Source organism: Bacillus cereus group sp. RP29 (assembly GCF_040459765.1).
Classification (GTDB): Bacteria; Bacillota; Bacilli; order Bacillales; family Bacillaceae_G; genus Bacillus_A; species Bacillus_A paranthracis.
Genome location: NZ_JARVHN010000001.1, coordinates 2,152,225 through 2,164,517, shown reverse-complemented (window position 1 = coordinate 2,164,517; position 12,293 = coordinate 2,152,225). Strand labels below are relative to the sequence as shown.

The following is a 12,293-nucleotide window of genomic DNA, read 5'->3' as shown; positions in this document are numbered from 1 at the left end:
AGGCTTTCGCAAATGGGTAAGAAAACAAGCAAAGCTAAAAAAATTTTCGGATTCTTAATCACCACAGCACTAACAACTACAATGATGGTAGGCACAGCAAACGCACAAACAACTACGAATAACTATAAGGTAGCTGGCAATGCGAACACTGTATTTACAGATGTACCAAAGGATCACTGGTCAAAAGATGCTATTGATTACTTAGCAGCAGCAGGACTTTTTAACGGATATGGAAATGGAAAATTTGGTTTTGGGGATCATATTACTAGAGGCCAGGTAACTTCTTTAATCGCTCGTTATTTAGGTTTAACAGCAAACAATGAACAGAGCAATATGTTTAACGATATTAAAAATCATATGTTTGAAAAGGATATTAAAGCCATTGCGCAAGCTGGAATTATGACAGGTGATGGAACAGGTGCTTTTCGTCCAGATGATGCATTAACTCGGTATGAAATGGCAGTAGTATTACAAAAAGCATTTCAATTACAATCAAAAGGACAAAATAACTTTAAAGATGTACCTCAAGATCATTGGGCTTATAAATTTGTAAATACGCTACGTAGTAACCGAATATCCTACGGTGATGAGGCAGGTAATTACAATGGCAACACGCTTGTGAAACGTGAGGAGTATGCACAATTTTTATATAATGCAATAGCAAAAAACAGAGATTATAATTTCAACATCAATACAAAAGAAGAAATGAAACAAATGTTAACAACAGCTTTAGAGAATGGGACGTTTGGTCCATTTAAATTAAATTCATTGGGTAAAGAGCTATCTGACGTAAAAAAAGAATATGGAGTGCCTGATGTTTTGAAAAAAGCACCATGTACAGAATGTGATGCACCTAATACAGCGGTATACGGCGATTATAATATTGATATGTACCCTTGGGACGCTAGATATATATGGGTGAAAATGGATATCCCTATCAATGAATTAAAAGAGTGGTTTGGTGAGCCCGATTTAATCGGAGAGGATATGACTAGCGAAGGCTTTATATATAATCGAGGAAGCTATTCTCTTTATTTCAGCTTCTCTGATGGTTATATTCAACGCGCTGAAATATCTAAAAGTGAACACCATTAATACGTTACAAGCAATATAAAATATATAAAGCATAAAAAAATCCTTCAAGAACGTGCCTTTTCTTGAGGGATTTTATTTTGTTCCTACCTATTTAACATAATACAAAGCTGTAAAACCACTACTGATTAAAGTTCCACTTTATTTTTCTTAGTGCTCCGCATTCCATTCACTTAAATACGTTGCATATTCTAATTCATCTGGATCATCATCTAGTATAGAAATAAACTCTAATTTATTTCCATCACAATCTAGAAAATATACACTTGCAGCTGGCATCCACCTTTGGACAATTGGCTCTTCATTTCCTTTCCCCTGACTCCCTACTACCTCTATTCCACACTTCTCTAACCACAATTTAGAAGTCTTTAAAAACTCTAAATCTACACGAAAAGCGAAGTGTTTCGTCTCAAAATTTTCATTACTATGTACTTCCCATAACCCGAGCATTTGCTCTTTATTTTCTCCTACCCAAAAGAATGCAACTCGTCTTTTCGATAGTCTTTTTGCTAATGATAAACCTAATTTATCTTGATAGAAATCTATTGCCTTTTCTAAATTTCTTACATATAAATGCGTTTCATATATGCTTTGTATCATATTATATTTTCCCTCCTCTACATTCTGATTTTTAAAATATATTTTGTTTTTATCATACAAATATTTATATTTTTAAGCATCCTACTTTTGTATCATTGTTCTTTCCTACAAAGGTATATATCTAGCTTTATCATTCATATACCAACGCCAAAATTCAATAAAAAACATATTTACATTCTAGCAAATACATTCATAAATTTTTATAATGTAATAAAAGTAACATCTTAATAATAGAGGAGGAACCATTCTGGATAAAACCAAAGTTATGGCTTATTTTAGTGCAACGGGTGATGTGTTTCCTGTTGAAGCAATTACCAATGCCCTAAGTATCGAGCCTACAAGAACTTATAAAAAAGGTGATGTTGTTGCAAGACGTGATAATCCGAATCTTGTATCCACCAAAACCCTATATAGAAAAGAAACTAATTGGACTTTAAGCACTGGCTATCAAGAATCATACGATATAAATAATCAGTTACATGTTATTCTACAATCCCTTGAAGGAAAAACAGAACAATTAAAACATCTCAAGAAGAAGTATAGTTTAGAGTTTCTTTTTATGGTAGTGATTCAAGTGGAGAATAACGAATCACCCACGATATATTTACAAAAAAACATTATTGATTTTGCTAGTTCCATTCAAGCAGAAATTCATTTTGATCTATATATTTGTTAAAAATAAAAACGCTATTGATATTGAAATCAGTAGCGTTCTTATGTGACCATATGTTTTATCTTACTTGTACCCAAAAGCACATTCTTTTTATATAACGTATTACTTCAATTTCCCCTCAAAAACAATCTTCCTACCGCACGGTTCAACTACTGTTTTACCGTCTTTCTTCACTTCATGAAAGATTGGCTCTTCCATGCGACGAGACGGTGCGTAGCCTTCTTGTTCCATACGTGCTAAGCAGTCTGTAATTGTTTCATTTTCGAGTACTTCAAATTTCTTTTTATTAGGTTGTTTTGTCATGCCCTAACCTACTTTCTATTTTTCTTGATGCGAATTGATTCTTCATGTAAATCATATATAACATTGCGAGAATTCCCATTATAATCATAACCGCAATAAAAAAGCTTGTATACTGTATTTTTTCTATAAATACGCCTCCTAATACAGGTCCCAGTATACTTCCTAAACTAAAGGCAATTCCAGATAATATATTACCTGCTGGCAATAAGTGTCTCGGTAATAAATCTGTCATAAATCCAAGTCCTAACGAGAAGCACGATCCAATGACCATACCCGCTAACAACATGCAGGCAAAGACGATCCAATAATATTGATCAAATACGGCTGCAAGCAAGAAAATGCCCGTACTTATGCAGAACGTCCACGTTAAAATACGATCCCTTCCGTATTTGTCACTTAATATACCGAGCGGAATTTGTGTAATAATGCCCCCAACTGCAAATGCTGGTAATAAGAAGGATACTTCTGAAACAGACCATCCTTTTCGAAGCGCGTATACTGGTAAGTTACTGTTTAACATTGCTTCCAGTACGCCATATGCAAGTGGTCCCAGCAGTGCAATCCATCCTAATCCAACAACTTGTTTATAACGAGAAAATGATGATTCACTCTTCACTTCTCTTTCATCTTGCGCCGGGAATGCATTTTTTGTTGGTAATAATAACAGCCAACCTATTAGACAAAGTATAGTAGATATAATAAATGGCGTTGCAAGACCGTACTGAACTGTGCTTGCTAAATATGGACCGACGGCAAAACCAATTCCGAAGAATACACCGTATATCGATACTTGTCTACCTATTTTACTCGGATCCGATGTTGTCGTAATCCATGTTTGTGTTCCGACATGTAGCATATGATCTCCCACGCCAACTAGAAATCTAAGGATAAACCATACCCAAAACGAAAATGTTTGTGTAAAAAAGAATAATGAAATAATAACGAGAAACCCACCAATCACGATAATTGGCTTCATTCCAAACTTTTGCATCGGTTTTTCAAGAAACGGTGAGATCACTAATATCCCAATGTATAGTGCTGTCGCATGAATACCGTTAATACTTGAACTAACCCCTTCTTGTTCAAAAATCATTGCAATGGCCGGTAAAAGCATTCCTTGTGACAAACCCGAGATTGCTACAATCCCAACCATAATCCAAAAAGTAAAACGTATCGACATTCCCTTTCCCTCTCCTTCTCACGCTTTCCACTTCTCATTATAAACTGTTTCTGCAAATGCGTGTACGAATATTCGCAATAAAAAAGAAGCTAAAAGAATGAATCTTTTAGCTTCTTATCCTTCCCAAACTTGTGCTTTCACATTGTTATGGAATTGCTTGAAATACGGATGTTTATAAAAAGCAGTTTCATACAAATAATGATGCGAATGAACAATTGGTGGCTGTTGTATTTGTAACGGAACTACAACTGGTGAAACTTGCATATACAGCGGAGCTATCATCATTTTTGTATACACATGATGATTATATGGAGAATGCGCAATGAAGAACGGATGATGCATGGATAATCTCCCCTTTTACTTACAATGTTATAGTATATGCAATACCTTTCATTTCGGGGATTATTTCTGTTCTAACCAATCCTCTACATGCTTTATAAATACATCTAAACAATCAATAAACGGCGAATGACCGCAATCTTCTAATACCTTCAACTCTGCATTTGGCAAATGTTTTGCTAACTCCTCACCGACTACTTGTGGTACGACATAATCTCTGTCACCTTGTATGACGAGTGTTGGTGCTTTAATATGATGAATTTGCTTACTTCTCTCTACAACCCCATTATGTTCATCTGAAATATTAAATGTAATGAGCGCATAATTCACATCTACGAAATTACGTTGCGTTAACATATCGTCTAAATACTTTTCATAACGGTCTGGTTCAGGTTGATTATGTGTATATATTAATAAATTCCATACTGTACGGTAATATAATTTATTCATATTTTTTATCGCATCTAACACTGGTGCAATCTGTACGGGATCTTGTGCAATTTCTTCTTTCGTCTTTACTAAGCTTGATACGATTGGTTGCCCGTTTATATCCTTTTTAAAAATCGGATACCCTTTCATGCCCACTGATTCTACTAAAATTAACTTTTCTACAAAAGTTGGGTGATTCGCTGTAAATTGCATTGCAACACCACCGCCCATTGACCAGCCCATTAATGAAAATTTCTTTAGTTTTAACCCGTCGATAAATAATTTTACATCTTCTGCAAAGTCTTGTATTGAATCTATCGCTTTATTATACGTTGATTGACCAAATCCCCTTAAATCGAGAGCGTAAATATGGTATTGATCTTGCAGCTTTTCAATAACTAAATCAAAGTGTTGTGACGATGTCATGTTCCCGTGAATAAGTACAAGAATTTCTGCATTTTGCCTTCCAACTTCCTGATACGCAATCGTTTCTCCGTTCGATAGTGAAACAAACTTCATTGTTGCAGGCTTAATCATCACAAGTTCCCCCATTCTATTTAAATAGAAAGAAAATTCTTTACTTACTTAAAGAATAGCACGTAGAATATACGTTCGCAACATAAAACCTATAAGAATTTTTTACATAAATCAACATGTCTATTACTAGACAATTATAATAAAAAAGTATATAGTTAGCTAGGTAACTAATTTGAAAGGATCAACATACATGGACGAAAAACAACATTTTTTTCACATTGTCAGCCAGACTTCTCGCAAGTTTACGAAGAAATTTAATGAACGCGTATCTCCCACTGGGTTATTTAGTGCGCAATGGGCTGTAATTTTCCGTATTAATCAAACTGGTTCTTGTACGCAAACAGAATTATGTCAGTATTTAAATGTTGAATCACCAACGATGACTCGTACGTTAACACGTATGGAAACGATGGGATGGATTATTCGTACTGAAGGAAAAGATCGCCGTGAGAAGCTCATTTCTTTATCAGAAACAGCGATAAAAATGATTCCGGTATGGCAAGAAGAAGTTGATACTTTTGAAGAAAAGACGCTAGAAGGTATTAACGAAGATGATTTACATCAAGCATTTCAAGTGTTACAACAAATTATTAAAAACTTAGATTAACTTGGAGGGATGACCATGCAAAGTGAGAAACTTTGGACGAAGGATTTCCTCGGAACTTGTTTTAGTAGTCTATTTCTCTTCTTAACATTTTATATGCTTATGACTACTTTACCCGTCTATGTAATAGACGGCCTAAAAGGAAAACCTGAGGAAATTGGTTTAGTTGCAACTGTTTTTCTTATTTCATCTGTTTTATGTCGACCATTCACAGGAAAATGGCTCGATGATTTAGGAAGAAAGAAAATATTATTTATTTCACTTTCACTATTTTTAGCCGCTACCGTTATGTATTTCGGTGCACAAAGTTTATTTTTATTACTAGCCCTTCGCTTCTTACATGGTATTGGGTTCGGTATGGCAACAACTGCAACTGGTACGATTGTCACAGATGTTGCGCCAGCTCATAGACGAGGCGAAGCACTTGCCTATTTCGGCGTATTTATGAGTCTGCCGATGGTAATTGGTCCTTTTTTAGGTTTAACAATTATTTCTCATTTTTCGTTTACTGTATTATTTATCGTTTGTTCCGTATTTTCATTACTTGCATTTTTATTAGGACTACTTGTCAATATTCCGCATGAAGCACCTGTAAGCAAACAAAAACGAGAAAAAATGAAATGGAAAGACTTACTTGAACCATCTTCTATTCCAATCGCTCTTACAGGATTTGTTTTAGCCTTTTCTTATAGTGGTATTTTATCCTTTATTCCTATTTATGCAAAAGAGCTCGGTTTAGCTGATATTGCAAGTTACTTCTTTATTTTATATGCACTTGTTGTTGTCATTTCTCGTCCATTTACAGGTAAGATTTTTGATCGCTTCGGTGAAAACGTACTTGTTTATCCAGCTATCATTATTTTCACAATTGGGATGTTCATTTTAAGCCAAGCACAAACTTCATTTTGGTTCCTTGGCGCAGGTATGTTAATCGGTTTAGGTTATGGAACATTAATTCCTAGCTTCCAAACGATTGCGATTTCTGCTGCTCCAAACCATCGACGTGGTTCTGCGACAGCTACGTACTTCTCATTCTTTGATAGTGGTATTGGCTTTGGTTCTTTCATTTTAGGTATCGTCGCAGCGAAATCAAGCTATCATAATATGTATTTTATCGCAGCTATTATCGTTGCGTTCACTTTACTTTTATACTATGGATTACACGGACGAAAACAAAAATTCAAGAAACAACGTACAGACGGACAAATATCCGCTTAACGTAAATAAGGAAAGTAAACTTCCCCGTTTACTTTCCTTATTTTGTATTTCTTTCAATAGACGCGTATACTAATAGTAGAAATAAAAAGGAGGGACCGATATGAAACTTAAAAAATCTCCCCTACTCTTACTCATAATCACATTCATATTTGTAATTACAGGGCTCGGTTTTACATACTTCAAACATAATAAAACAATTCCGTCGAAAAATAATGTGACGAAAAAAAATTGGTTAGATGATCCGTACTTACGTTGGTCGTATACACATATGAAAGAATTCACTTTAATTAACGAGGTGAAAAATAACCCGGATCACGTTTTTCACTTCTCTACCGCATTGCAAAACTTAGACGATTTTGCTGTAGAGCGTAGATTTGGAAATACAACTCCTCTAAAAAAACTTTTAGATGATAACAAAACTGATGCGTTTGTCGTTGTACACAATGGACAACTTGTTTATGAACGATATTTCAATGGATATAACGAGAGCGAACCGCATGGTATGGCGTCATTAGCAAAGGTTTTTACCGGAGCAATGATACAATCTCTCGCTGAAGAAAACCGTATTGACTTAGAAAAAACAGCTGACACATATATAAAAGAATTAAAAAATACACCGTTTGGTAAAGCCTCGCTTCAGCAATTATTGGATATGCAAGTTTCTGTAGAATATCCTACTCACGGATATGAACATCCAGCATTAGAAAATCAAGATGCACAACTATATTTAGCGAGCAATATTTTACCTCGAGGTAAAAATTACGACGGCCCAATGAAAATTTATGATATGTTACGAGAAGCAGAAGAAACTGCACCGCCTGGTTCCGATTTTTCTTACGATAACGGATCAGCAGAAACACTCGCTTGGGTGATTCGAACGATCACTGGTAAATCATTAGCTGAAAATGTTAGTGAGCGTATTTGGTCTCAAATTGGTATGGAAGAAAACGCGTATTACGTAACAGATGAAACAAAAGTTGAACAAGCTAGTGCTGGTTTAAATGCAACTGCTAGAGATATGGCTAGATTCGGGCAATTACTATTAAACAACGGGGAATATAACGGAAAACAAATTCTCCCTTCTTCTATTACTGAAGATATAAAAAATGTCCAAGAAGGTGAACTTGCAGTTGGCCCTGGAGCTTCCATTTCTTATCATAATCAATGGTGGATTCCGCACAATGAACAAGGTGCTTTCGAAGTGTTAGGTAGTTACGGACAAACACTTTACATCGATCCGAAAGCGAATATGGTAATTGTCCACTTCTCTTCTAATGCTACGCCAAGTAATGAAATCCATTCCGTTTACTCCAATATGTATATTGATATTGCACATCATTTAGAAAAGCTTCCACAGTAGTGGAAGCAGGAGTTTAAACCTTACATGTATGACTATTTAATTGAACACACAATCTGTTGTGTTGAAACATCAATATATCTAAAAAAAGGAGCTCTCTTCATAAAGAGAGCTCCTTTTTTTATTTCTTCTTCTTTTCTGTCGGTTGACTTTGTTTAGCGAAATTAGATGAATCATCGAAATTTGGTTGCTTTTTACCAGCATTATTACTTCTACCTTTTCCCATATGTAATACACCTCCCCTCATCCTTACTATTCCCAATAAAAAAATCCTCTTGCATCCAGAATTTTTTTATTGTCCCTTATTCGTATGGCACTACTGTTCTCGTAGTACTTCCAACACTTTCAGTTAGAGAAGCTTCCACAGTAGTGGAAGCTTTTTCTTGTTGGGGTGTTTTACTTAAAACCATTACCCTCATCACGTTTATTCATAATGAAACTTTTTATTAGCAATCCAATAATACGTTACGAAGAGTGTCAATAAGATCCAAACTATAGTTAGTACTCCTGTAATTATTGCGTTTGAATGTACGCCCCCCGTAACTAACGTTTCCATTGCATCCTTACTCATACTTGCTGGATTAAGCAAATCCATTATTGGATTCAAACCGACGATTACTCTACAGGCTAACAGGAAAACAATTGAAATTAATGCAATCATACCTTGACTGTGAAAAATAGTACTTATCATTGTTGTGAAAGATACGATAAAAAGAATCCAAATTAGATACAATAGTAATCCAGTAATTAGGTGCGCGAATGGAACAGCGCTAAAAAGAAAATTTACATATAGATAAGAAGTAACGTATCCAATTGTTACACTACAAGCTACCATTAAATAGTTGGCCACTATTTTCCCACCTACATATGAAGTAACAGTAACGGGTCTTGTTAAAATAAAAGCCAACATACCATTGGCTTTATCTGTTTGAATAGTACCCATCATAGATATCACTAGAATCATAAGTCCGAGCTGATCAAACTGGGATCCCAAAGTACTTGCTAATACTTCGCCTCCTTTTTGTGTTGCCATATTTGGATCAATGATAATTCCCTGCCCTCCACCTAATGCTTCTAGAATGGATGGTAAATAATGAGTTACTATCGGTTGTGTCGCGCCTAAAAATATAAAAACAATTGGTAGCCAAATGATCTTAAAATCACGTAACATTTGAACATATTCTTTTTTTATCAATACCATTGTGTTATTCATTTTTGCACCACCAATTTCAAAAAAATTTCTTCTAAAGTATCGTTGCTCATTTCAAATTTAACGATGTTCACTTTATGTTCGAGTGCATTTTGCAGTAACATATTTTTATTTATTTCAATACTTTCAACCTTTACTTTGATTTTAAGCCCAACCACTTCTACGTCCTTCACATACGGTAATTTTTTTACAACTTCAATCCACTTTTGATCTTTAGTTGTTATTTCAATAATCAATTTATTTTTACTATTACGGTGTAAAAGTTCGGTAATCGTTGTGTCTTCTATTTTTGTTCCATCTTTTATAATGACAAATCGTTCACAGATTTCTTCTGCATCGCTTAAGATGTGGGTTGATAATAAAATGGTTGTATCTTTTTTTATTTCTTCAATCAGATTCAATACTTCTCGCCGGCCGATTGGATCTAATGCGGATACCGGTTCATCCATGACAATAAGCGAAGGTTTATGCAATAATGCTTGTGCAATACCAAGTCGTTGTTTCATTCCACCAGAAAATGTACTAACCTTTTCGTTTTCTTCCCCTTTTAGTCCAACTTTCTCTAAAATTTCTGGAATTGACTTTGACAACTCTACTTTATTCAATCCCGAAAGTTGGCCCATAAACATAAGCGTTTCTCTCGCTGTCATCCAATGAAAAAAATTAGGATATTGAGGTAGATAACCAATTTCACTTTTCATTTTTGATATTTTTATCCCATTCAATAAAACTTCACCAGCAGTTGGATTAGTAATATCCGAAATTACTTTTATTAATGTAGATTTTCCTGCTCCGTTTGGTCCAATTAATCCGACGCATTCCCCCGCTTGCAGTTCCATCGAGAAATTATTGACAGCAGTTTTTCCTTTAAATGATTTTGTTACATTTTTAATCTCTAGTTTCATAATTTCTCACTGTCCTTTCTCCCTATAACGAAGTAGAAAATAGGTCCCAATACATTAACGAAAAGAATAATGAACGTCCATACAAGTACATTTTTTCTTGTTTTTCTATGTCGGTATAAATCAATGAATGCAATAAAAACTAAAAGTGCCCCCACTGCAATAACTGGCAATATAATAGGTAGAAAAGTCATAATATCAATGTCTTTAAGATCATTCAATCCATAATGTAGTTGCATTATTGTCATTCCTCCCTAAATTCATTCTCATTATTGATAATGATAAATCATAAACGAATGAATTGCAAACATTATTCTCATTATTTATAATGAGAATAAAAATATATGATAAATAAGGTGAGCGAATGAGTAATAAAGTTGAAATTTTAATGCATCCAGTAAGAATGAAAATTTGCCAAGTGTTAATGAGAAATAAGGAAAATGGGCTAACACCATTAGAAATGGTAAAAATCATTAAAAATGTACCACAAGCTACACTATATAGACAGCTACAAACTATGGTTGATTCTGGTATCGTCCATGTAATTAAAGAAAAAAAGGTAAAATCTGTTTCTGAAAAATATTACGCAATCAATGAAGAAGATGCAAAAATTGAAGGAAGTGAATGGAAAGGCTTATCTGATGATGAAAAATTAAACTACATTTCCTATTATCAGTTATCACTTATGACACAATATCAAAGTTACCTTAAGAAATTAGAGGAACAAAACAGTCAAGAAGATACTGCTACTTTTTCTGTAGTGGAATTAAAGCTAGATGAAGAACGCTTTGGAAAATTTCAAAGCGAACTTAACGAATTAATGATTAAATACTACAATAGCCAAAATAAAGATGAAATAGAGGCTCCGGTTCGGACCATCGCTATTACAATTATTCCAGAAACGTGAACTCACTCAACATGCATAATACAAGCCGATGATTCCTTACCGTAGGAATCATCGGCTATCTTCATTTTGACTTTTGCTGTATGGCTGGCGAAAAAAACGGATCTAGAAACTGAAATGTTTTAAAATCTAGAATTCGAATGTGCTTAAAGTTGCTATCTATATTACATGAATTCTTTTCTCGTGTTAATCTCATACGATCCACACTCTCTCCAAAAACTTTTAAAAAAGAAGCATGGGTAAACTAACAAATATAAATTAGGGATCCACCAAGACATATCAAAATCTAAACGAATTGTCCAAAATGCTAGAGCTTGTAACCCTGAGCAAAAAGTTAAAATTAATGATAGAAATGCAAAGTGGCTCCAAGTATGTTTTTGTTTAGAATGCAAATACAAACTTAAAAATCCCGTTAACGAGATTAACAAATCTAGAGGCAGGAAAGACCAATTCCACGCTACTAAAATAGGATCTTCATAATCTTTAAACAAATATTCTTGCGGAATCATATGAAAAATTGTTATGAGCCAATATATAACAAACCCAACATCAGTAATAAAGAAAAAATACTTTAATCGATTCAATGTATACGTTCCTCCACCATTTCTTTTTTCTTCGCTTCATGTGCCGTACTATTAAAATTTAATATTACGACTCCAACTAAAATAAAAAGAATTGCTAGTATCTTAATTATATTGATACTTTCTCCAAAATAAATAAAACCAATTGTTGTAATCGTTACAATTCCCATACCTGACCACACCGCATATGCTACGGACATTTCCATCCCTTTTAATGCAAATGACAGAAATACAAAACTTACTACATAAAATACAAAAATAAGAATGCTTGGTACAAGTTTCGTTAATCCATCAGATAGTTTCATCGCAGTTGTACCTGCTACCTCAAATAAAATTGCTAAACATAAATAAATCCACTGCACTA

At 34.3% G+C, this 12,293-nt stretch carries 16 protein-coding genes; 6 read left to right on the top strand and 10 right to left on the bottom strand.

Annotation, left to right across the window (positions count from 1 at the left end):
* The first annotated feature begins 12 nt into the window (after positions 1-12).
* The gene (locus QCI47_RS11430) at positions 13-1,095 is read left to right on the top strand and encodes an S-layer homology domain-containing protein (protein ID WP_076867974.1); all 1,083 of its coding nucleotides are present in this window, start codon (positions 13-15) and stop codon (positions 1,093-1,095) included.
* A gap of 147 nt (positions 1,096-1,242) precedes the next feature.
* Here the strand turns inward: QCI47_RS11430 and QCI47_RS11425 are convergent, their stop codons facing one another.
* A complete protein-coding gene (locus QCI47_RS11425; RefSeq protein WP_309422851.1) occupies positions 1,243-1,692 on the bottom strand; it encodes a VOC family protein in 450 nt (149 codons plus the stop codon).
* Between the two features lie 265 nt (positions 1,693-1,957).
* Between QCI47_RS11425 and QCI47_RS11420 the strand changes: the two genes are divergently transcribed.
* Entirely contained in the window at positions 1,958-2,368 is a 411-nt protein-coding gene (locus tag QCI47_RS11420; protein WP_061130538.1) for a DUF4279 domain-containing protein, read from the top strand.
* A 99-nt stretch (positions 2,369-2,467) separates the two neighbouring features.
* On the opposite strand, the gene QCI47_RS11415 is transcribed toward QCI47_RS11420, so the two are convergent.
* From QCI47_RS11415 to phaZ, 4 genes are all read right to left on the bottom strand, one after another.
* Positions 2,468-2,668 (bottom strand): NETI motif-containing protein, encoded by a 201-nt coding sequence (locus tag QCI47_RS11415; protein ID WP_000166303.1) that lies wholly within the window; start codon positions 2,666-2,668, stop codon positions 2,468-2,470.
* Entirely contained in the window at positions 2,652-3,848 is a 1,197-nt protein-coding gene (locus tag QCI47_RS11410) for an MFS transporter (protein ID WP_074543637.1), read from the bottom strand. Before QCI47_RS11410 ends, QCI47_RS11415 begins: the two co-directional genes overlap by 17 nt.
* Before the next feature lie 114 nt (positions 3,849-3,962).
* The gene (locus QCI47_RS11405; protein WP_000546480.1) at positions 3,963-4,190 is read right to left on the bottom strand and encodes a hypothetical protein; all 228 of its coding nucleotides are present in this window, start codon (positions 4,188-4,190) and stop codon (positions 3,963-3,965) included.
* A gap of 60 nt (positions 4,191-4,250) precedes the next feature.
* The gene (gene phaZ / locus QCI47_RS11400; protein WP_353811788.1) at positions 4,251-5,168 is read right to left on the bottom strand and encodes an intracellular short-chain-length polyhydroxyalkanoate depolymerase; all 918 of its coding nucleotides are present in this window, start codon (positions 5,166-5,168) and stop codon (positions 4,251-4,253) included.
* A gap of 175 nt (positions 5,169-5,343) precedes the next feature.
* On the opposite strand from phaZ, the gene QCI47_RS11395 reads away from it, so the two are divergent.
* From QCI47_RS11395 to QCI47_RS11385, 3 genes are all read left to right on the top strand, one after another.
* Entirely contained in the window at positions 5,344-5,760 is a 417-nt protein-coding gene (locus QCI47_RS11395) for a MarR family winged helix-turn-helix transcriptional regulator (RefSeq protein ID WP_000343680.1), read from the top strand.
* A 15-nt stretch (positions 5,761-5,775) separates the two neighbouring features.
* Entirely contained in the window at positions 5,776-6,975 is a 1,200-nt protein-coding gene (locus QCI47_RS11390; RefSeq protein ID WP_001190334.1) for an MFS transporter, read from the top strand.
* A 100-nt stretch (positions 6,976-7,075) separates the two neighbouring features.
* Positions 7,076-8,335, top strand: a complete 1,260-nt coding sequence (locus QCI47_RS11385; RefSeq protein WP_220779514.1) for a serine hydrolase domain-containing protein — start codon at positions 7,076-7,078, stop codon at positions 8,333-8,335.
* A 421-nt stretch (positions 8,336-8,756) separates the two neighbouring features.
* On the opposite strand, the gene QCI47_RS11380 is transcribed toward QCI47_RS11385, so the two are convergent.
* The 3 genes from QCI47_RS11380 to QCI47_RS11370 are packed head-to-tail and all read right to left on the bottom strand — an operon-like array spanning position 8,757 to position 10,683.
* A complete protein-coding gene (locus tag QCI47_RS11380) occupies positions 8,757-9,545 on the bottom strand; it encodes an ABC transporter permease (RefSeq protein ID WP_061130534.1) in 789 nt (262 codons plus the stop codon).
* Complete coding sequence (locus QCI47_RS11375) at positions 9,542-10,447, bottom strand: ABC transporter ATP-binding protein (protein ID WP_000764115.1); 906 nt, start codon at positions 10,445-10,447, stop codon at positions 9,542-9,544. Before QCI47_RS11375 ends, QCI47_RS11380 begins: the two co-directional genes overlap by 4 nt.
* Positions 10,444-10,683, bottom strand: a complete 240-nt coding sequence (locus QCI47_RS11370) for a PLD nuclease N-terminal domain-containing protein (RefSeq protein WP_001175969.1) — start codon at positions 10,681-10,683, stop codon at positions 10,444-10,446. Before QCI47_RS11370 ends, QCI47_RS11375 begins: the two co-directional genes overlap by 4 nt.
* Before the next feature lie 125 nt (positions 10,684-10,808).
* Here QCI47_RS11370 and QCI47_RS11365 point away from each other — a divergent pair, with 125 nt between their 5' ends.
* Complete coding sequence (locus QCI47_RS11365; protein ID WP_000066859.1) at positions 10,809-11,351, top strand: transcriptional regulator; 543 nt, start codon at positions 10,809-10,811, stop codon at positions 11,349-11,351.
* Between the two features lie 161 nt (positions 11,352-11,512).
* Here the strand turns inward: QCI47_RS11365 and QCI47_RS11360 are convergent, their stop codons facing one another.
* Entirely contained in the window at positions 11,513-11,932 is a 420-nt protein-coding gene (locus QCI47_RS11360; RefSeq protein ID WP_001080897.1) for a YvaD family protein, read from the bottom strand.
* The gene (locus QCI47_RS11355) at positions 11,929-12,291 is read right to left on the bottom strand and encodes a DMT family transporter (RefSeq protein ID WP_001198611.1); all 363 of its coding nucleotides are present in this window, start codon (positions 12,289-12,291) and stop codon (positions 11,929-11,931) included. Before QCI47_RS11355 ends, QCI47_RS11360 begins: the two co-directional genes overlap by 4 nt.
* Positions 12,292-12,293 lie beyond the last annotated feature (2 nt).